Source organism: Neisseria subflava (assembly GCF_003044645.1).
Taxonomy (GTDB): domain Bacteria; phylum Pseudomonadota; class Gammaproteobacteria; order Burkholderiales; family Neisseriaceae; genus Neisseria; species Neisseria subflava_B.
On sequence record NZ_POXL01000005.1, the window covers coordinates 98590 to 118442 of the forward strand.

The window sequence follows — 19853 nt, forward strand, 5'->3', positions numbered from 1 at the left end:
GGAAAACCCATGAATTTTCAAGACTACATCCGTTACGATGTCGTCGGTTTGGCAGAGCTGATCCGCAAAAAAGAAGTGTCTGCCGATGAAGTGTTGCAGGCTGCTTTAAACCGCTTGGACGAAGTCAATCCCAAGCTCAATCTGTTGGCGCACGATTTGCGCGAACGCGCGGCGGCGTGGCAGTGGCCGTCTGAAAATGCCGATACGCCGCTGGCGGGCGTACCGTTTTTGCTCAAAGACTTGCTGGCGGATTGGGAAGGCGCGCCGACATGGTCGGGTTCGCGCATGATGCAGCATTACATTGCCAAACAAAACAGCGATTTGACCCAAGCCTATCTCGATGCGGGGCTGCGCGTGTTCGGCAAAACCACCACGCCCGAATGGGGCGCGTATCCTGTTACCGAAACCGAAATTTACGGCATCACGCGCAATCCGTGGAATTTGGACTACACCGCGGGCGGCAGCAGCGGAGGCGCGGCGGCGGCAGTGGCTTCGGGCGTCGTACCCGCAGCGCACGGCAGCGACGGTGGCGGCTCCATTCGCTTACCCGCGCACAACTGCGGCGTGTTCGGGCTGAAACCCACGCGCGGCCGCAGCAGTTACGCGCCGAACGCATCGGAGGCATGGCAAGGTTTGGTATGCGACCATGTGTTGACCCGTAGCGTGCGCGACAGCGCGGTTTTGCTGGACATCGCCGCCCAAACCCAAGCCCGCGCCCTGTATGCCTGCCCGCCGCCGCCCGAAAACGGTTTTGCAGACAGCCTGAAACTAGAAACAGGTCGTCTGAAAATCGCTTTTTGGAAACAGACATGGTTTGGCGGCGGTAACGACGAAGGCACGGAAGCCGCGTTCGCCCATAATTTGAAACTGATGCAAGACGCGGGACACGAATTGGAAGAAGCCACGCCCGATTTCGCGCCGCCCGAACAGCTCAACCTCGCCGCCCGCATCATCGTCATGGGCGAAACGGCAAAACTGTTCTACCAATATCAATACGAAACCGGACAAAAACTGCCGCACTGCCTGCTTGAACCGACAACGTGGGCAATGATTGTGCAGGGTCGGCAAATCAGTGCGGGCGAAATGGCATGGGCGCGCGACGTGATGCTGGCGCAGGAACGTGCCGCCAAAGCATTTTTCACACGCTACGACGTGTTGATGACGCCCGTCTGCCCGCGCACCACGCCGAAAATCGGCGAAATGATGCCGCCGCCCGCCGCACAAAAAGCCATGCGCCTGCTGTTCGGCACGCTGCGCTTGGGTTTTCTGTTGAAAAACAACCCGTTTTTAGAAAAAGAAGCCGCCACGACGCTGCAATACGTCGGTTATACGTCGCCGCTGAACATGAGCGGCAACCCCGCCATGAGCGTGCCGCTTTACCGGCATAACGGGCTGCCCGTAGGCACCCAGTTCGCCGCCGCACACGGACGCGAAGACACGCTGCTTAGCCTCGCCGCGCAGTTGGAACAGATACAGCCGTGGGCGGAAATACCGCAGTTGGCGTAGGGTTTGCATGGGATAAAAAGTAGCCTATTTCCTGAAGAAAAGATTTATACAAGGCTATCTGAAAACATAAAAGCGATTGCAGACGACCTTTTGCCGATATCAAAGGGTAGGGGAGGGCGCAAAGAACGTCAGAATCCGACATCTTTAAAGAATCTGAATTGTTGGTTTGGAAATAAACCTTTAAAATAACGTTAATTCATTTTTTCAGACGGCCTCTTGCCCATTAGCAGGCCGTCTGAATATTTTATTCAAGCCGTTACGGATGTTTTCATGATTAGTCTTTCCAAAATGCTTGACCGGCCGATTGCGCGCGATGGTCGGAAGTTTGATGTTTCTCTCTTGTGGATGGTCGTCTTAATGACGGTCTTCAGCCTGATTATGATTTATTCGGCTTCTATTGCGTATGCGGCATCGGAAGGGGGCAGCCAGTTTTCTTTTGTGTCTAAGCAGGCAATGTTTATCCTGTTTACGGTGGCCATATGCTTGCCGCTTTTCCTGCTGAAGATAAGCTTCTGGCGGCGGATTATTCCGTTTTATTTTGCTGTTTCAGGTTTGCTGTTGCTGCTGGTTTTGTTTGTCGGCCGCGAGATTAACGGTGCGACGCGCTGGATTCATATCGGACCGCTCAACTTGCAACCGACTGAATTTTTCAAATTGGCGACGGTCTTGTATTTGTCCAGCCTGTTTACGCGCCGTGAAGAAATGTTGCGTGATTTGGATTCTTTGGGTTGGTCGTCTTTGTTTACCGGTATTGGCGATTTGGTGTGCAGCCCCTTTAAAAGTGAAGCTTGGGTAAGGGTAAAGGAACGCTTCCGCAAGTTTAAGACCTTGATTCTGCCGATTATGTTGGTGGCGGTCGGTTTGGTTTTGATTATGGGTCAGCCGGACTTTGGCTCGTTTGTCGTGATTGTCGTGATTACCATGGGTATGCTGTTTTTGGCAGGTTTCCCGTGGAAATATTTCGCCGTATTGGTGGCGACCGTTGTGAGCGGTATGGGCTTGCTGATTTTGGCTGCGCCTTACCGTATGGCGCGTGTGGCGGCGTTTTTGGACCCTTGGAGCGATCCTTTGGGTAAAGGCTATCAGCTAACGCATTCCTTGATGGCGATTGCGCGCGGGGGCTGGTTTGGTGAGGGCTTGGGTGCAAGTTTGGAAAAACGTTTCTATCTGCCTGAAGCGCATACGGACTTTATTTTTGCCGTCATCGGCGAGGAATTCGGCTTTTTTGGGATGCTGGTTTTAGTGTTCTGCTACGGCTGGCTGGTGTGGCGTGCGTTTTCCATCGGTAAGCAGGCGCGTGATTCGGGCTTGATGTTCAGCGCGTACATCGCCAACGGCATCGGCATTTGGATTGGTATTCAAAGTTTCTTCAATATCGGTGTGAACATCGGTATCCTGCCTACTAAAGGCCTGACTTTGCCGTTTATGTCTTACGGCGGTTCGGCTGTCTTTATCATGCTGGTGTGCGTTACTTTATTATTGCGCATTGATTATGAAAACCGCCAAAAAATGCGCGGTTATTCGGTGGAGTAAAACCATGAGCGGTAAAACTTTTATGCTGATGGCCGGCGGTACGGGCGGTCATATTTTCCCTGCATTGGCGGTTGCCGAGTCGCTGCAAAAGCGCGGCCATCATGTGATTTGGCTGGGCAGTCAGGATTCGATGGAAGAGCGCATTGTGCCGCAATACGGCATACGCTTGGAAACGCTGGCGATTAAAGGCATCCGCGGCAATGGCATCAAGCGCAAGCTGATGTTGCCGTTTACGCTGTATAAAACCGTCCGTGCGGCGCAACAGATTATTAAGAAACACCGTGTCGAGTGCGTTATCGGTTTTGGCGGTTTTGTTACTTTCCCCGGCGGTTTGGCGGCAAAAATTTCCGAGGTGCCGATTGTGATTCACGAGCAAAACGCCGTAGCCGGTTTGTCCAACCGCCAATTGTCGCGTTGGGCAAAACGTGTCCTGTATGCTTTCCCCAAAGCCTTTCAACATGAAGGCGGATTGGTGGGTAATCCTGTCCGTGCCGATATTGCGGCATTGCCTGTTCCTGAAGAACGCTTTGAAAACCGCCAGGGCCGTCTGAAAGTTTTGGTAGTGGGCGGCAGTTTGGGTGCGGATGTGTTGAACAAAACCGTTCCGCAAGCTTTGGCATTATTGCCTGAGGCGGCCCGTCCGCAAATGTATCATCAGTCCGGCCGCAATAAATTGGGTAACTTGCAGGCGGATTATGATGCATTGGGTGTGCAAGCCGAGTGCGTTGAATTTATTACCGACATGGTGTCCGCCTACCGTGATGCCGATTTGGTGATTTGCCGTGCCGGTGCGCTGACGATTGCCGAGCTGACGGCTGCCGGTTTGGGTGCATTGCTGGTGCCGTATCCGCACGCAGTGGACGACCATCAAACAGCCAATGCGCGTTTTATGGTGCAGGCCGAAGCCGGTTTGCTGCTGCCGCAAACTCAACTGACGGCAGAAAAACTGGCCGAAATCCTCGGCGGCTTGAACCGTGAAAAATGCCTGAAATGGGCAAAAAATGCCCGTACGCTGGCTTTGCCGCACAGTGCGGACGATGTGGCGGAAGTTGCCATCTCTTGTACCGAATAAGCAGGCAGACTTCGAGTAAAGGCCATCTGAAAAGTTAATTAAAGGCATTTCAGACGGCCTTTATTGCTTTTGTTAAAATTCCTTTACAATAAAAGCATAGCGCAGAAGCGGATAGCCCTTTAAAATAACGCCTTTACGCACTAAAAACCAATCGGAACGCAACGTTATGATGAAAAATCGAGTGACCAACATCCATTTTGTCGGAATCGGCGGCGTCGGCATGAGCGGTATTGCCGAAGTCTTACACAATTTGGGCTTTAAAGTTTCCGGTTCGGATCAGGCGCGTAATGCCGTTACCGAGCATTTGAGCACTCTTGGCATCCAAGTTTACCCCGGCCATACTGCCGAACACGTCAATGGCGCCGACGTGGTTGTTACCTCTACTGCGGTCAAAAAAGACAATCCTGAGGTTGTTGCCGCGTTGGAACAGCAGATTCCCGTGATTCCGCGCGCGCTGATGTTGGCAGAATTGATGCGCTTCCGCGATGGTATCGCCATTGCCGGTACGCACGGTAAAACCACAACCACCAGTCTGACCGCTTCTATTCTCGGCGCGGCAGGACTTGACCCGACTTTCGTTATCGGCGGCAAGCTCAACGCTGCAGGGACCAACGCCCGTTTGGGTAAAGGCGAATACATTGTTGCCGAAGCCGACGAATCCGATGCTTCTTTTCTGTATCTGACGCCGATTATGTCCGTCGTGACCAATATCGACGAAGACCATATGGACACTTACGGACACAGCGTTGAGAAACTGCATCAGGCGTTTGTCGATTTTATCCACCGTATGCCGTTCTACGGCAAAGCCTTTTTGTGTATCGACAGTGAACACGTCCGCGCGATTTTGCCGAAAATCAGCAAACCTTACGCCACTTACGGCTTGGACGATACTGCCGATATCTACGCGACCGATATTGAAAACATCGACGCGCAAATGAAATTTACCGTTCATGTTCAAATGAAAGGACATGAGCAAGAACCGTTTGAAGTTGTTTTGAATATGCCCGGCCGCCACAACGTCCTCAATGCGTTGGCGGCTATCGGCGTTGCGCTGGAAGTTGGCGCATCGGTTGAAGCCATTCAAAAAGGTTTGCTCGGCTTTGAAGGTGTCGGCCGCCGTTTCCAAAAATATGGCGACATCAAATTGCCAAACGGCGGAACCGCTTTGCTGGTGGACGATTATGGCCACCATCCTGTCGAAATGGCGGCAACCCTTTCCGCTGCACGCGGTGCATACCCTGAAAAACGCTTGGTCTTGGCTTTCCAACCGCACCGCTATACCCGTACACGAGATTTGTTTGAAGACTTTACCAAAGTCCTCAATACCGTTGATGCGCTGGTGTTGACCGAAGTTTATGCCGCAGGCGAAGAGCCGATTGCCGCAGCCGATTCCCGCGCCTTGGCACGTGCCATCCGCGTATTGGGCAAACTTGAGCCGATTTACTGCGAAAACGTTGCCGACCTGCCGCAAATGCTGCTGAATGTTTTGCAAGACGGCGATGTTGTACTGAATATGGGTGCCGGCAGCATCAACCGCGTTCCGTCTGCATTGGTGGAATTGTCGAAACAATCATAATAAACAGGCATATTGGCCTTTGAGGACAGATAGGTCGTCTGAATAATATTCAGACGGCCTGTATCAGTATTTAAGAAAGTGGAAATTATGCAGAATTTTGGCAAAGTAGCCGTGTTGATGGGCGGCTTCTCCAGCGAGCGCGAAGTTTCGCTGGACAGCGGCGCCGCTATTTTGGCTGCCTTGAAAAGCAAAGGTGTCGATGCCCATGCGTTCGACCCCAAAGAAACCCCGTTGTCTGAATTGAAAACTCAAGGTTTTCAGACGGCCTTCAATATTCTGCACGGCACTTTCGGCGAAGATGGCTCGATTCAAGGTGCGTTGGAACTGATGGGTATTCCTTACACCGGCAGCGGCGTGGCTGCTTCTGCGCTGGGTATGGATAAATACCGCTGCAAACTGATTTGGCAGGCTGTGGGCTTGCCTGTTCCTGAGTTTGCCGTATTGCATGACGACAGCGACTTTGATGCTGTTGAAGAAAAATTGGGCCTGCCGATGTTTGTGAAACCCGCCGCGGAAGGCAGTAGCGTCGGTGTGGTAAAAGTAAAAGAAAAAGGCCGTCTGAAAAGCGTTTACGAAGAATTGAAACACTTGCAGGGCGAAATCATTGCCGAACGCTTTATCGGCGGCGGCGAGTATTCTTGCCCGGTATTGAACGGCAAAGGCCTGCCGAGCATTCATATTATTCCGGCTACCGAGTTTTACGACTACGAGGCTAAATACAACCGCGACGATACGGTTTATCAATGCCCGTCGGAAGATTTGAGCGAGGCGGAGGAAAACCTGATGCGCGAACTGGCCGTGCGTGGCGCGCAGGCGATTGGTGCGGACGGTTGTTCGCGCGTGGACTTCCTGAAAGATACGGACGGTAAGCTGTATCTCTTGGAAATCAATACCTTGCCTGGTATGACCAGCCACAGTTTGGTGCCAAAATCTGCAGGCCATACCGGCGTGGATTTTGCTGATTTATGTATTGAGATTTTGAAGACCGCTCATGTGGGATGATGCAGGCGCACTGGGTCGGCTGACCCGCCGGCTATTGTTGCTGATGACCTTTCTGCTGATAGGTTCGGGCATAGCTTGGCTTTACAATTCCAAATATTTTCCTGTGAAACAGATTGCCATTCAGGGCAAGCTGAAATATGCTTCCAGCAAAGAATTGCAAACTGTTGCACGAGAGCATATCAGGGGTAATATGTTCCGCGCCGATATTGATTCGGCGCAGTCCGCTTTTCAGGAATTGCCTTGGATTGACTCGGCAATGGTGCGCCGCCGTTTCCCGGAAACCGTGGAAATTATCCTGACCGAGCGCGTGCCGGTTGCACACTGGCGTGCTGGCGGCCTGGTGGACAGTAAGGGTAATGTGTTTGCCGCAAGCCTGAAACAGGACCTGCCTATATTTGAAGGGCAGCAGGGGACAGGTAAAGACATGGTCAAACATTATGCGGACTTTTCCGGTATTTTGAGTCCGTTGAAACTGACCATCAAAGAATTGATCTACACGCCGCGTTCGGCATGGCTGCTTGTATTGAACAACGGCATTACCGTGCGTTTGGGGCGTGAAAACGAAATCAAACGTTTGCAGCAGTTTGCCCAGATTTGGCCATCGCTGCTGCGTAAAAAACAAAGTCGTATCGAGTATGTCGATATGCGTTATAAGGATGGTTTTTCAGTCCGTTACAGGCCGTCTGAAAACCCTTCCGACAGTGAATAGCCGATTATGACGTGAAGCAATCTTGTTTCAAAAATAATCAAACCGTCAGTCAGACAACATAGCGAACGAGCAATTATGGAACAACAACAAAATAAATATATCAGTGCCTTAGACATTGGTACGTCCAAGGTCATCGCCTTAATCGGTGAGATTCGGGAAGATAACGAAATTCACATTGTTGGCTTGGGTCAAAGCCCTTCACGCGGCCTGCGTGCAGGTATGGTGACCAACATTGACGCTACTGCGCAAGCCATTCGTCAGGCGGTAGAAGATGCCGAGCTGATGGCAGATACCAAAATTTCCCACGTCGTCACCGGTATTGCCGGTAACCATATCCGCAGCCTGAATTCACAAGGCGTGGTCAAAATTAAAGATGGCGAAGTATCGCAAGCCGATATCGATCGTGCCATCGAAACGGCAAAAGCCATCAATATTCCGCCTGATCACAACATTTTGCATACTGTGGTTCAAGAGTACATCATCGACAACCAGCCAGGTGTGAAAGAGCCTATCGGCATGAGTGGCGTGCGTTTGGATACCCGTGTACACATCATTACCGGTGCGAACACTGCTTTGCAAAATATCCAAAAATGTATTCAACGTTGCGGCCTGCAAATGGATCAAATCATGCTTCAGCCTTTGGCAAGCGGTCATGCCGTTTTGACTGAAGACGAAAAAGATTTGGGCGTGTGCGTCATCGATATCGGTGGCGGTACGACCGACATCGCGGTTTATACCAATGGCGCAATCCGCCATACTGCGGTTATTCCCGTTGCCGGCGATTTGATTACCAAAGACTTGGCGCAAGCCTTGCGTACGCCGCATAGCGCAGCCGAGTACATCAAAATCCATTACGGTGCTGCAATTCCGACTATGGACGGCTTGGATGAAATGATTGAAGTTCCTAGCGTTGGCGACCGTCAATCGCGTCAAATTTCACGCCGTGTATTGGCTGAAATTATCGGCCCACGCGTAGAAGAGATTTTGGAATTGACGCTGAACGAATTGCGTCGCTCCGGCTTCCCAGAAGAAGTGCTGACTTCCGGTATCGTTTTGACCGGTGGTGCTTCTATGTTGACCGGTATTGTTGAGTTGGCGGAAGAAGTCTTCAATCTGCCGGCGCGTATTGGTGTTCCACAAGAAATGGGCGGCGTATCCGAGCGTATCCGCAATCCACGCTATTCAACAGCGATTGGTCTGCTTCAGACGGCCTATGCTGCCGAAGAGGGTGAGCAAACCAGTCGAACCGGTGCGATTGCACTGAATGATTCAGGCAAAAAAATGGGTCTGTGGGAAAAAATCCAAAGATTCTTCAGAGACAATTTCTGATAAAAGTTTTCAGGGCGGATGGTGTAGCAACCGTTTGTCCTGAATATTTAAGTGGAATTAAACGGTTTTAAATAATTGCCAAGTGGATAATTTAAAACTTGTATATTTACTGTTAAAAAATGTAGTAAAAATATAACGCCGACAGCCGAATGGTAAGAAGATTTTTGCCAGTATCTGGATACTTCTTATATAATACGGATAATGAGTTATTTTTGAACCGTCCTTACTAAAGCGGGGCGCGGAGGATTATTGAATGGAATTTGTTTACGACGTAGCAGAATCAGCAACGAGCCCTGCTGTTATTAAAGTTATCGGTTTGGGCGGCGGCGGCTGTAATGCCATCAACAACATGGTTGCCAACACTATTCATGGTGTTGAGTTCATCAGTGCCAATACCGATGCGCAATCATTGGCTAAAAACAATGCGGCTAAACGCATTCAATTGGGTACAAACCTGACTCGCGGTTTAGGTGCCGGTGCAAATCCTGAAATTGGCCGCGCCGCCGCTCAGGAAGATCGCGAAGCCATCGAAGATGCCATCCGTGGTGCAAACATGCTGTTCATCACTACCGGCATGGGTGGCGGTACAGGTACCGGCTCTGCTCCTGTTGTGGCTGAAATCGCTAAAGAAATGGGTATCCTGACCGTTGCGGTTGTAACCCGTCCGTTTGCTTACGAAGGCAAACGCGTACACATCGCTCAAGCAGGTTTGGATCAACTCAAAGAGCGCGTCGATTCCCTGATTATTATCCCGAACGACAAATTGATGACTGCCTTGGGCGAAGACGTGACCATGCGTGAAGCCTTCCGCGCGGCCGACAATGTGCTGCGTGATGCGGTTGCCGGTATTTCCGAAGTGGTGACTTGCCCTAGCGACATGATCAACTTGGACTTCGCCGACGTGAAAACCGTGATGAGCAATCGTGGTATCGCCATGATGGGTTCAGGTTTCGCACAAGGTATCGACCGTGCCCGTTTGGCTACCGATCAAGCTATCTCCAGCCCGCTCTTGGATAACGTTACTTTGGATGGCGCACGCGGTGTATTGGTAAACATTACAACTGCTCCTGGTTGCCTGAAAATGTCTGAGTTCAACGAGATTATGCGTATCGTCAACCAAAATGCACACCCTGAAGTGGAATGCAAATTTGGTGCTGCCGAAGACGAGAGCATGAGCGAAGACGCTATCCGTATTACCATCATTGCTACCGGCTTGAAAGAAAACGGTACTGACAACCAACTGCGTGCTGCTGCCCGTACCCAACAATTGGTACGCGGTGCGGAAGAAGCGCCTCAAGCTCAAAGCCAAAGCAGTGCTGAAAGCTTGGTTCGTACCAACCGCAATATCCGTTCTATGAATCTGACTGCGGCTGATTTCAGCAACCAGTCTGTACTGGATGACTTTGAAATTCCTGCTATCTTGCGCCGTCAGCAACATACTTCTGAGAAATAATCAGGATCATGTATGAAAAGACCTGCCTTAAAGGTGGGTCTTTTTTATTAGCAGAATAAACTTAAGGCCGTCTGAAAGTTTTCAGACGGCCTTAAGTTTTCAAATAAAGCAAATAACAAACTTACCCTTTATTTAGGATTTGCTTGTTTTCGCCCTCGCGACGTAACTCTTTGGGCAAGACAAATACAATGCTTTCTTCTGCGCCTTCTCCTTCGCGTATGGTCTCATGTCCCCAATCTTGAATGGTTTGTAAGACTTCTCGAACCAAGACTTCGGGCGCAGATGCACCGGCAGTTACACCGACCTTGGTTTTGTTTTCAAACCATTCTTTTTTCAGATAGGAAGCATTATCGACCATATAGGCATCAACTCCGCGCAATGCGGCTACTTCACGCAAGCGGTTGCTGTTGGAAGAGTTGGGCGAGCCGACAACAATTACGAGATCGCATTCTTCGGCCAATTCTTTAACAGCGGTTTGGCGGTTGGTTGTGGCGTAGCAAATGTCTTCTTTATGCGGATTGCGGATATTGGGGAAGCTCTGATTTAAGGCCGCAATAATGTCTTTGGTTTCATCCACCGATAAAGTGGTTTGGCTGACGTAGGCAAGTTTGTCAGGATTTTTGACGTTCAGTCCGGCTACATCGTCCACTGTCTCAACCAGAAACATTTTGCCCGGAGGCAATTGTCCCATTGTACCTTCTACTTCGACATGGCCTTTGTGGCCGATCATGATGATTTCGTAATCTTGCTCATCAAGGCGGGCTACTTCTTTATGGACTTTGGTTACCAAAGGGCAGGTGGCATCAAAAACGCGGAAACCACGTTGCACCGCTTCTTCCTGTACGGCTTTGGATACGCCGTGAGCAGAGTAAATCAGTGTGGCACCCTTTGGGACATCCGCCAAATCATCAACAAAGACGGCACCTTTTGCCCGCAGATTGTCCACGACGAATTTGTTGTGAACGACTTCATGGCGGACGTAAATGGGCGCGCCGAATTCTTCGAGTGCACGTTCAACAATGCTGATGGCACGGTCAACACCGGCACAGAAGCCGCGGGGATTGGCAAGGATAATGGTTTTTTGAGTCATGTGTGTTCCGTTTTCAGACGGCCTTTGTGTCGTTTGAAGGTGTTTTTTTGTGCAGCAAACCATCTATTACCAAGCAAACTGCGCCAACGCAGATAAAGCTGTCGGCAATGTTAAATGCGGGGTAGAACCAGTTTTGCCAATAGAAAAGCAGAAAATCGACAACGTGGCCGTGAATCAGACGGTCAACTACATTGCCAATCGCGCCGCCGATAATCATGGCAGCCCCCAGTTTACCCCAGCGGCCAAACTCATCGCGCCAGATGGCACGGGCCAAATACAGGCTGATAACGACGGCCAGACCTAAAAAGAAGAATTTTTGCCAGCCGCCTTGGTCGGCCAAAAAGCTGAAAGCCGCGCCTGGATTATAGGCAAGCGTCAGGTCAAAAAAGTCTGGAATGATATTGAGGCGTTCGCCTTCGGTAAAGTGTTTCAAGATTTCCCATTTGCTCAGTTGGTCAAGAATGATGGCAACGAGGGAAAGTAAGAAAAAGGGCGTTTTTGCAGAAGAGGATGAACTCATGTTTTCAGACGGTTTATGTAATAAAGGGCTTATTTTACCTGAAAGCAGGCAGGAAGTGTTTGCGATGGCATCGACGTTAAGGCCGTCTGAAAATAGAAACGCCGCCACTTGAATGTATCAAAGGGCGGCGTGGTAAGCATGTGCGGACTTATTGGTTTTTAAGCAATGGGAAGCCCAGTTTCTCGCGGCTTTCAACGAATTTTTGAGCAACGATACGGCTCAGTGCACGAATACGGCCGATGTAGGTTGCGCGTTCGGTAACGGAAATGGCCCCGCGTGCATCCAATAGGTTGAACGTGTGGCCGGCTTTGAGTACAAGCTCGTAAGCAGGCAGGGCAAGACTGGTGTCTTCAACTGCAAGCAGGCGTTTGGCTTGTTCTTCATAGTCGTTGAATTGGCGCAAGAGCCAATCGGCATCGCTGTATTCGAAGTTGTAGGTGGATTGTTCGACTTCGTTTTGATGATAAACGTCGCCGTAAGTGACGATGTTGCCATCAAGGGTTTTTGCCCAAACAAGGTCGTACACGTTTTCCACGCCTTGCAAATACATGGCGAGACGCTCGATACCATAGGTGATTTCACCGAGTACGGGGGAGCAGTCGATACCGCCGACTTGTTGGAAGTAGGTGAATTGGGTTACTTCCATGCCGTTGAGCCAAACTTCCCAACCCAAGCCCCAAGCGCCGAGAGTAGGGTTTTCCCAGTCATCTTCGACAAAGCGGATGTCGTGTACTTTAGGGTCGATACCCAATTCGCGCAGGGAGTCGAGGTAGAGGTCTTGAATATTGGCTGGTGCAGGTTTGAGCGCAACTTGGAATTGATAGTAGTGTTGCAGGCGGTTGGGGTTGTCGCCATAGCGGCCGTCTTTAGGGCGGCGGCTGGGTTGAACGTAAGCGGCAAACCAAGGCTCCGGGCCTAAGGCGCGCAGGCAGGTGGCTGGATGCGAAGTACCGGCACCGACTTCCATATCGAAAGGTTGGATAACGGTGCAGCCTTTGTCTGCCCAGTAGTTTTGTAATTTGAAAATAATTTGTTGGAAGGTGAGCATGGTGGATGGAATAGGTTGGAATAAAGAGGGTATTTTACTGTTTTGAGCTTGTTTTGGATAGGCTGAAGGAAGCGGCGTAGGTTATTTACCGTTCAATAGGTCTGAAAAAGGGTCGTCTTCTGAAGAAACAGTGTATTTTTCTTGTGCCCATTCGCCTAAATCAATGAGTTTACACCGTTTGCTGCAGAAAGGGCGGTAGGGGCTGTCGGTGTTCCAAACGACTTCTTTGTGGCAGGTCGGACATTTTACAACAGGAGCAGTCATGCAGTTTCTTTCAGAGTTTGTGCAATGGATTGATAGTATTGATGCAAGCGGGCAACCTTGATTTTTGCTTCTTCCATACTATGCGCATTGTCCAATACATCGTCGGCATGAAGCAGTCTGTCAGATCGAGAAGCTTGAGTGGCCATGATTTGACGCGTTTGTTCTTCTGAAAAACCATTGCGTTGGTGTACGCGTTCGATTTGGACGGACTCCGGAACATCTACAACCAAAATGCGGTCAGTCTCCGCTTTAAATGCCGGATTCTCAATTAAAAGCGGTACATCGACAATGCCGTAGGCGGATGAGGCAAGTTTTTGTTTCTGCTGTTGGATTTTGTTTAAGATTAACGGTAGAAGCAGATTTTCCAGTTGTTTTTTTGATTGAGGCCGTCTGAAAACTTCTTCCCGTAAAGCCATACGATTCAGACGGCCTTCACTGTCAAAAACCTCATCGCCGAAAAGTTGGCGGATGGCTGGAAGGGCTTCGCCGTTTTCAGCAGTCAGTGAACGGCTGATGGCATCGGCATCAATAATGGGTACGCCAAGCTCGGCAAACATTTGGGCAATAGATGATTTGCCGCTGCCGATACCGCCGGTCAAGCCTATCCATAATGTCATTATCGGAATCCTGATTGTGCGAGCCACCATTGTACCAGTTGGGTAATAGGTGCATTGGCAACCAAAATAATCCATCCTGCCACAGCAAGGCTAGGACCAAAAGCAAAATATTGACCTTTACCGACGCGGGCAATGAGTGCGCCCACCAGTCCGACTAAGGCAGCCATGAATACCAGAACAGGCAAAATTCCTACGCCCAGCCATGCCCCTAGCGCGGCCAAGAGTTTGAAGTCGCCATTGCCCATGCCGATTTTACCGGTCAGAAGTTTATAGACGGCGCATAAAGTATAAAGGCTCATATAGCCTGCGATTGCACCTAAAACGGCTGAATGCAGGGGCACGAATGTGTCATTCAGATTAAACAGCAGGCCGATCCAAATTAGGGGCTTAGTCAGGCTGTCGGGCAAATATTGTGTATCGGCATCGATGAAGGTCAGCGCAATCAGTATGGCAGTCAGAACTAATCCGCCAATAGTTGCCCATGACCAGCCGTATTGCCACGCGACAATACCGAATAAGACACCTGTCAGCAGCTCAATCAGCGGATAACGTATGCCGATCGCGGTTTTGCAGGAGTAGCATTTCCCGCCCAGTAAAACATAGCTGAGGATGGGGATATTTTGCCAAAGTTTGACTGGGCTTTTGCATTTTGGGCAGCGTGAATCCGGTTTACGCAGATTAAATGGCTGTTTTTCTTCATCTGTCAGCTCGATGCCCAAATGCTCTTTGGAAAATTGTGTCCATTCGCGTTCCATCATTATCGGCGTGCGATAAATGACAACGTTCAGAAAGCTGCCAATCAGCAATCCCAAAATAACGGCTAAAGGAATAGCGAATGGCGCAAGAACGGAGAGGGTGTCGATGGCGGAGTAAATACTATCGAACATATCAACCTACGACATTACCCAAGTTAAACAGCGGCAGATACATGGCAATCAGCAAGATACCGATGAGCGAACCCAATACTACCATGATGATAGGCTCCATCAAGTGAGACAATCGGGAGACGGAGTTGTCTACTTCATCCTCGTAGAATTCAGCTGCTTTGTTCAGCATATCGTCCAAAGAGCCTGATTCTTCGCCGATGGCCGCCATTTGGATCACCATATTGGGGAACATATCAGTACTTTGCATACTGGATGTCAGAGACAGACCTTGGGTTACCTTGGCGCGGATGTCTTGAGTAGCTTCTTCATAGAGAATATTGCCGGATGCGCCTGCAACTGAATCTAATACTTCCACCAAAGGAACGCCGGCTGCGAAGAGGGTGGAAGTCGTACGCGCCCAACGGGCAATGGTTGCTTTTCGGACGATGGTGCCAAAAACAGGCAGTCTCAAAATCAAAGCATCGATTTGTTTTTGGAAAGTAGGCGATTTTTCATGGAGTTTGTACAGGCCGAAGGCCGAAACAATCAAAAGGATGATCATAATCCAGCCGTAGTCAACGAATAAATCAGACAAGTTCATGACAAGTTGGGTAAGGCTTGGTAACTCTGCACCCATATTGGCATAAACTTCTTTAAAGGCAGGCAGTACAAACATCATCATGATGAAGATAAGCGCAATCGCCACCACGATAATGGCAATCGGGTAGGCCAGTGCGGTTTTGACTTTTTTCTTAATGGCTTGGGTTTTTTCTTTGTAGACAGCCAGTTTGTCCAATAAGCTTTCCAATACGCCGCCGGACTCGCCTGCGCTGACCAGGTTGCAATAGAAACGGTCGAAATATTTTGGATATTTGGAGAACGATTTACCCAATGCGCTACCTTGTTCGACATCGGAGCGAACCTGCATCAGCATTTCGGTCATACTCGGATTGGAGTGGCCGCGCGCAACGATTTCAAAAGCCTGCATCAGCGGTAAGCCTGCCTTCATCATCGTTGCCAGTTGGCGGGTGAACACTGTAATGTCTTCTTGGGTAATACGGCGTTTGCGTGCGGTTTTGACTTTGCTGATACGCAAAGGGCGAATGCCTCTGCGCTGGAGTTTTTTGCGCGCCTCTTCTTCATCTTTGGCAACTACTTCGCCGCGGACAAGACGTTCGGTCTCGATATTTTTTCCTTCAAATGTAAAACGCTTGCCTTTGCTTCTTGAACCGAACAGACTTCTTTTTTGCTCTGCTTGAGCCATGAGTTATCCCTTGTTAGTAAGAAATAAAGCGGACTGTTTCCCCGTGCCGCTTTATTGTAATTTTCGAAAATATGGCAGTTTTAGTCATTGGTATGGGCAGTCACTTCTTCCAATGAAGTCAGGCCTTGCATGACTTTCATGAGGCCGGCACGACGCAAGTCTACCATGCCTTCCTGATAGGCCATGTTCATGATATCAACTTCTGTACCGTTGTTCATAATGACTTTTTGCATTTCGTCGCTGACCGGCATGACTTCATAAATACCGACGCGGCCTTTAAAGCCTTTGCTGCGGCAGCTGTCGCAGCCAACCGGGCGGTAGAGTTTCCAATCTTGAGCCAAGTCCGCATCGGTAAAGCCGGCCTTTTTCAATGCCGGAACCGGCGGGCGCTCAACTTCACGTTTGCAGTTCGGGCACAGTCTGCGCAACAACCTTTGCGCCATAATTAGGCTGACCGAGCTGGCGATGTTGAAAGGCGCGACACCCATGTTCAAAAGGCGGGACAGCGTGGCCGGTGCATTATTGGTATGCAGGGTAGAGAAAACCATGTGGCCGGTTTGGGCGGCTTTAATGGCGATGTCGGCGGTTTCCAAGTCACGAATCTCACCGACCATAATAATATCAGGATCTTGACGCAAGAAGGATCGGAGTGCAGCGGCAAACGTCAGACCTTGTTTTTCATTAACGTTGACTTGGTTGACGCCCGGCAGGTTAATCTCGGCCGGATCTTCTGCCGTCGAAATGTTCACATCTTCCGTGTTCAAAATACTCAGGCAGGTATAGAGCGAAACGGTTTTGCCCGAACCTGTCGGACCGGTAACCAACACCATGCCGTAAGGGCGGTTGATGGCTTCCAACAGCATTTCTTTTTGGAAAGGCTCTAAGCCTAGCTGGTCGATATTGAGCGATGTACCATCGGAATTTAGGATACGCATCACCACTTTTTCACCAAACAATGTCGGCAAAGTGCTGACACGGAAGTCAATCGGACGGCCGTGTTTATGGAAGGCAATTTGAATTCTGCCGTCTTGCGGAATACGTTTTTCGGAAATATCCAAACGCGCCATCACTTTGATACGCGATGCCAATTGGCCGCGCACGGCGACAGGCGGCTGTACGACTTCACGCAATTGTCCGTCCACACGGAAACGAACGCGCGCCATTTGTTCGTAGAATTCAAAGTGGATATCCGATGCGCCAGCGTTCAGGGCATCGGATAAGGTTTTGTGGATGAAGCGGGGGATAGGGCCGTCTTCAGCTTCTTCGTTATCGATATAAAGCGATTGAGATTGCTGCGTTGCTTCATGTTCGTCGTTGATTTCTTTCAGAATGGTGGTCGAACGTTGACCCAGCCATTCCAGCAATGAGCTGAGCTGGTCGTCTGGAACCACCACCAAGTCGACACTTAAACCTGAAGCAAAAGCGATTTTTTGAAAGTTTTGGATTTGGGTCGGATCGGATACGGCGAAATAAACCTTGCGTCCGCGTTTGAAAATCGGAATGCAACGGTTTTGCACCATTTGCTCTTCCGTCAGAATGTCGCTGACTACATTATTGCGCGGGTAGTAGTGCAAATCCAAAAGGGGATAGCTGAATACGCGCGCGACTAACTCTCCCAAAGCTTTAGGGGAGATGATGCCGTCTGAAAACAGGTTGGGCAGGATTTCTTTGCCTGATTGTAAAAGGTTGTTGTAATGTTCCGCTTGTTGATTTGAGATGGTCTGGCTTTGAACCAAAACACGCAATAATCCGACACTCATTTTATTTTCCGTTTCTTGTGCAGTTTTCCCTTTAATTTAGAGGAAAGCCGTATTATTTTATCATTATTATGATTAAAGCATATGTTTAATTATGCAAATCTGCTTAAGTTGCAAAGACATGCTTCTGCTTTAATTGTATTTTTATTTTGGACGGCCATTATAAAGCAAGGGGAATAGGCGTTAAACTCGATATTTTTGGATTATGATGAAAAAACAACAATTTTGTCGTATGAATCCAATCAATAACGAAATTATATTTCATGTTGCTATCCCTTGTTTGGAGATGGCAGAAAAGGTTGTTTTGATGGACAGACGGTTGGAATTTGAAATATGAAAAGGCCGTCTGAAAAGCGGAAACACATAATTTCAGACGGCCTCTATTTTTGATTCTCTTATCCGTAAATCTTGGTTCGGATTTCGACAAGGGCATTGATTGCCAAACTGCTGTTTACAGCTTCCGGTAGATCGGACTGGGCGAACAAATTTTCTACTTCGTTAATCAATGTTTCTGCACGCGCCAACAGCTCATCGTAAGGAAAAGAACCACGCTTGATGGCCAGCAATTCGTCACGATTGGGACGGCGTGGACGGATTTCGCCATGAAGGGCAATATCGCGTGCGGTTTCAAGCAGGCGGAAAGTGTGCATCATATTTTTTGCATTGTAACCTTGGCCGTGTGCCTGCGTGCCTTGATAGCGTGTTTCGTTGCGTTCTGCCAGCCATTGTTGATAAGAGGCATATTCGCGGCAGTAGCTGCTGTATCCGTCTTGGTTGAAGGATAGATGGGCAAGCGGTGTTTCGTCTTCTGGAATAGTGCTGAGTGACAGCGTTGTGGCTTCGGGTTTGGGTGCAATACCGTGGTAGCCAAGTGTGCAGTCGGCATCGTAAAACAGCGCATAAAGTTCTCGGGCGTGGGCTATTTTGATTAAGCCTACACGCCTTTGCTCCATTCCGCGTTGTGCAAGCCAGTACTGTAACGGTACGGTTTGCCTGCCTTCTATGATGTGGCAGAAATCAAGGATGCTTTTCTTTTCAGACGGCATCGGATTGCTGATTTTTTTATTCAATCCCCGTGCTTTTTTGATTTGTCCGTAGGCATAACCTGCAAAACTTTGCTGGCAGGTTTTGGAGATAAACCATTCGGTTTTGAACGCATCCATCAATGGCGAACGGTATCGCACACAGTCGGAAGGGGAAGCCAGCAGCTCCAGCGTGTTTGGATTACTTTGCAACAGCAATTCGATAAACCGTCCCAGTTCGTAATACACAATATCGTTGGTTTCATTGCTGATTTGTGGGATGTATTCCATGCCGTAAAACATGGATTTAGGCAGGTAAAATACGCCTTTGATGTCGGTATCGGACTCGGGCGTTGCCAAACCGTAGGCGCGGCTGCCGGACACGGCTTCAAGCAGAATCAGATTTTGCGTGTGCAAGTCTTCGAGGGTCAGCATATTCAGACGGCCTTTTACGGATGAATGGTTGCCAAGGTGGAGCGGAACAATTCGTTCAAAGGCCCGCTATCAGCAGGTTCGGCAGTAGGGGCAGACAAGGCAGAAACTTCGTTATATAGGTCAACAGTCAGCTTTTGCAGCTCTGGCGATAATGTGTGCAGATAACTTTCGTCTTGTCCTGTTTTTAATGCGACTAGATCAGTAATTTGGGTAGCACAATCTGTCTGCCACTCATTCATCAACTCAACCAAAGTCATTGGCGGAATACCGCCTTGTTTCACTGCCCAGCGAGCCGCCAATAAAGGGCGCAAGACGTAAAACCATTTTTTCAATTTAATCGGCTGCGCCAAATCCATGGCTTTCAAAGCATTGCCGGCGATACCGCGATAATGGTGCAACAACGCGGCGGCTTGGACGTATTGGGGCGCAAGTTCGTTCAGACGGCCTATGAATGCCTCATCTTGTATATAAACAATCGGCGAACGCAGCCACTCCAGCAATACAGCATTGCTTTTTCTCAATAGGCGCAAAGCCTTGCGGATGTCCCAGCCGCCTACGTCAAACCATTGGTTTTCAATAAATTCAAACGTATCTTTTGCTTCATCGATTTGCAGATAATGTTCCTGTGGGCGGATATAAACGGCGCGAACGTCATAATCGCTGTCGGGCGAAGCAAAGCCCCATGCGCGGCTTCCACTCTCCGCCGCCAGAAGAAAATGCAGTGGTTCGGCAAGTGAAATTTGAGTCAGTTTTTCTTGAATAGTTTGTTTCATTACGTTTTCCTTCTTTT

General features: G+C 49.5%; 18 protein-coding genes. 8 read left to right on the forward strand and 10 right to left on the reverse strand.

Annotated features, from left to right (window positions below):
- The first annotated feature begins 9 nt into the window (after positions 1-9).
- From DBY97_RS06830 to ftsZ, 8 genes are all read left to right on the forward strand, one after another.
- A complete protein-coding gene (locus DBY97_RS06830; protein ID WP_107857897.1) occupies positions 10-1506 on the forward strand; it encodes an amidase in 1497 nt (498 codons plus the stop codon).
- 270 nt (positions 1507-1776) lie between these two features.
- The gene (locus tag DBY97_RS06835) at positions 1777-3039 is read left to right on the forward strand and encodes an FtsW/RodA/SpoVE family cell cycle protein (protein ID WP_107857898.1); all 1263 of its coding nucleotides are present in this window, start codon (positions 1777-1779) and stop codon (positions 3037-3039) included.
- 4 nt (positions 3040-3043) lie between these two features.
- On the forward strand, positions 3044-4111 hold the full coding sequence (murG, locus tag DBY97_RS06840; RefSeq protein WP_107857899.1) for an undecaprenyldiphospho-muramoylpentapeptide beta-N-acetylglucosaminyltransferase: 1068 nt from the start codon (positions 3044-3046) through the stop codon (positions 4109-4111).
- 166 nt (positions 4112-4277) lie between these two features.
- Positions 4278-5687 carry a UDP-N-acetylmuramate--L-alanine ligase gene (murC, locus tag DBY97_RS06845; RefSeq protein ID WP_107857900.1) on the forward strand — a complete coding sequence of 470 codons (1410 nt, stop codon included), beginning with the start codon at positions 4278-4280 and terminating at the stop codon, positions 5685-5687.
- A gap of 87 nt (positions 5688-5774) precedes the next feature.
- Positions 5775-6689 carry a D-alanine--D-alanine ligase gene (locus DBY97_RS06850; RefSeq protein ID WP_107857901.1) on the forward strand — a complete coding sequence of 305 codons (915 nt, stop codon included), beginning with the start codon at positions 5775-5777 and terminating at the stop codon, positions 6687-6689.
- Positions 6679-7398, forward strand: a complete 720-nt coding sequence (locus DBY97_RS06855) for a cell division protein FtsQ/DivIB (RefSeq protein ID WP_107857902.1) — start codon at positions 6679-6681, stop codon at positions 7396-7398. The genes DBY97_RS06850 and DBY97_RS06855 overlap by 11 nt, the downstream gene beginning before the upstream one ends.
- Before the next feature lie 75 nt (positions 7399-7473).
- A complete protein-coding gene (ftsA, locus tag DBY97_RS06860; RefSeq protein WP_003682483.1) occupies positions 7474-8727 on the forward strand; it encodes a cell division protein FtsA in 1254 nt (417 codons plus the stop codon).
- Between the two features lie 253 nt (positions 8728-8980).
- Positions 8981-10180 carry a cell division protein FtsZ gene (gene ftsZ, locus DBY97_RS06865; RefSeq protein WP_003682480.1) on the forward strand — a complete coding sequence of 400 codons (1200 nt, stop codon included), beginning with the start codon at positions 8981-8983 and terminating at the stop codon, positions 10178-10180.
- Between the two features lie 121 nt (positions 10181-10301).
- Here ftsZ and ispH read toward each other — a convergent pair whose 3' ends face one another.
- The 10 genes from ispH to DBY97_RS06915 form a co-directional block, all read right to left on the reverse strand.
- A complete protein-coding gene (gene ispH / locus DBY97_RS06870; RefSeq protein WP_107857903.1) occupies positions 10302-11270 on the reverse strand; it encodes a 4-hydroxy-3-methylbut-2-enyl diphosphate reductase in 969 nt (322 codons plus the stop codon).
- 13 nt (positions 11271-11283) lie between these two features.
- Positions 11284-11790: a signal peptidase II gene (gene lspA / locus DBY97_RS06875; protein ID WP_039861846.1), complete on the reverse strand. Its 507-nt coding sequence runs from the start codon at positions 11788-11790 to the stop codon at positions 11284-11286.
- Between the two features lie 148 nt (positions 11791-11938).
- Positions 11939-12838 carry a glycine--tRNA ligase subunit alpha gene (gene glyQ, locus DBY97_RS06880; protein ID WP_003685919.1) on the reverse strand — a complete coding sequence of 300 codons (900 nt, stop codon included), beginning with the start codon at positions 12836-12838 and terminating at the stop codon, positions 11939-11941.
- Between the two features lie 81 nt (positions 12839-12919).
- On the reverse strand, positions 12920-13102 hold the full coding sequence (yacG, locus tag DBY97_RS06885) for a DNA gyrase inhibitor YacG (RefSeq protein WP_070459526.1): 183 nt from the start codon (positions 13100-13102) through the stop codon (positions 12920-12922).
- On the reverse strand, positions 13099-13719 hold the full coding sequence (coaE, locus tag DBY97_RS06890) for a dephospho-CoA kinase (RefSeq protein WP_107857904.1): 621 nt from the start codon (positions 13717-13719) through the stop codon (positions 13099-13101). Before coaE ends, yacG begins: the two co-directional genes overlap by 4 nt.
- Entirely contained in the window at positions 13719-14606 is an 888-nt protein-coding gene (locus DBY97_RS06895) for a prepilin peptidase (protein WP_107857905.1), read from the reverse strand. The genes coaE and DBY97_RS06895 overlap by 1 nt, the downstream gene beginning before the upstream one ends.
- A gap of 1 nt (position 14607) precedes the next feature.
- Positions 14608-15849, reverse strand: coding sequence for a type II secretion system F family protein (locus DBY97_RS06900; RefSeq protein WP_107857906.1), 1242 nt, complete (start codon positions 15847-15849; stop codon positions 14608-14610).
- An 80-nt stretch (positions 15850-15929) separates the two neighbouring features.
- Positions 15930-17609 carry a type IV-A pilus assembly ATPase PilB gene (pilB, locus tag DBY97_RS06905; protein ID WP_107857907.1) on the reverse strand — a complete coding sequence of 560 codons (1680 nt, stop codon included), beginning with the start codon at positions 17607-17609 and terminating at the stop codon, positions 15930-15932.
- A 392-nt stretch (positions 17610-18001) separates the two neighbouring features.
- A complete protein-coding gene (locus DBY97_RS06910) occupies positions 18002-19063 on the reverse strand; it encodes a DNA polymerase beta superfamily protein (RefSeq protein ID WP_107857908.1) in 1062 nt (353 codons plus the stop codon).
- A gap of 14 nt (positions 19064-19077) precedes the next feature.
- Complete coding sequence (locus DBY97_RS06915; RefSeq protein ID WP_107857909.1) at positions 19078-19836, reverse strand: nucleotidyltransferase domain-containing protein; 759 nt, start codon at positions 19834-19836, stop codon at positions 19078-19080.
- Between the last annotated feature and the right edge of the window lie 17 nt (positions 19837-19853).

What these genes read in the sequence shown, in the direction of transcription:
- DBY97_RS06830 (WP_107857897.1), top strand. Translation starts at nt 10, where the DNA reads ATGAATTTTCAAGACTACATCCGTTACGATGTCGTCGGTTTGGCAGAG.
- DBY97_RS06835 (WP_107857898.1), top strand. Translation starts at nt 1,777, where the DNA reads ATGATTAGTCTTTCCAAAATGCTTGACCGGCCGATTGCGCGCGATGGT.
- murG (WP_107857899.1), top strand. Translation starts at nt 3,044, where the DNA reads ATGAGCGGTAAAACTTTTATGCTGATGGCCGGCGGTACGGGCGGTCAT.
- murC (WP_107857900.1), top strand. Translation starts at nt 4,278, where the DNA reads ATGATGAAAAATCGAGTGACCAACATCCATTTTGTCGGAATCGGCGGC.
- DBY97_RS06850 (WP_107857901.1), top strand. Translation starts at nt 5,775, where the DNA reads ATGCAGAATTTTGGCAAAGTAGCCGTGTTGATGGGCGGCTTCTCCAGC.
- DBY97_RS06855 (WP_107857902.1), top strand. Translation starts at nt 6,679, where the DNA reads ATGTGGGATGATGCAGGCGCACTGGGTCGGCTGACCCGCCGGCTATTG.
- ftsA (WP_003682483.1), top strand. Translation starts at nt 7,474, where the DNA reads ATGGAACAACAACAAAATAAATATATCAGTGCCTTAGACATTGGTACG.
- ftsZ (WP_003682480.1), top strand. Translation starts at nt 8,981, where the DNA reads ATGGAATTTGTTTACGACGTAGCAGAATCAGCAACGAGCCCTGCTGTT.
- ispH (WP_107857903.1), bottom strand. Translation starts at nt 11,270, where the DNA reads ATGACTCAAAAAACCATTATCCTTGCCAATCCCCGCGGCTTCTGTGCC.
- lspA (WP_039861846.1), bottom strand. Translation starts at nt 11,790, where the DNA reads ATGAGTTCATCCTCTTCTGCAAAAACGCCCTTTTTCTTACTTTCCCTC.
- glyQ (WP_003685919.1), bottom strand. Translation starts at nt 12,838, where the DNA reads ATGCTCACCTTCCAACAAATTATTTTCAAATTACAAAACTACTGGGCA.
- yacG (WP_070459526.1), bottom strand. Translation starts at nt 13,102, where the DNA reads ATGACTGCTCCTGTTGTAAAATGTCCGACCTGCCACAAAGAAGTCGTT.
- coaE (WP_107857904.1), bottom strand. Translation starts at nt 13,719, where the DNA reads ATGACATTATGGATAGGCTTGACCGGCGGTATCGGCAGCGGCAAATCA.
- DBY97_RS06895 (WP_107857905.1), bottom strand. Translation starts at nt 14,606, where the DNA reads ATGTTCGATAGTATTTACTCCGCCATCGACACCCTCTCCGTTCTTGCG.
- DBY97_RS06900 (WP_107857906.1), bottom strand. Translation starts at nt 15,849, where the DNA reads ATGGCTCAAGCAGAGCAAAAAAGAAGTCTGTTCGGTTCAAGAAGCAAA.
- pilB (WP_107857907.1), bottom strand. Translation starts at nt 17,609, where the DNA reads ATGAGTGTCGGATTATTGCGTGTTTTGGTTCAAAGCCAGACCATCTCA.
- DBY97_RS06910 (WP_107857908.1), bottom strand. Translation starts at nt 19,063, where the DNA reads ATGCTGACCCTCGAAGACTTGCACACGCAAAATCTGATTCTGCTTGAA.
- DBY97_RS06915 (WP_107857909.1), bottom strand. Translation starts at nt 19,836, where the DNA reads ATGAAACAAACTATTCAAGAAAAACTGACTCAAATTTCACTTGCCGAA.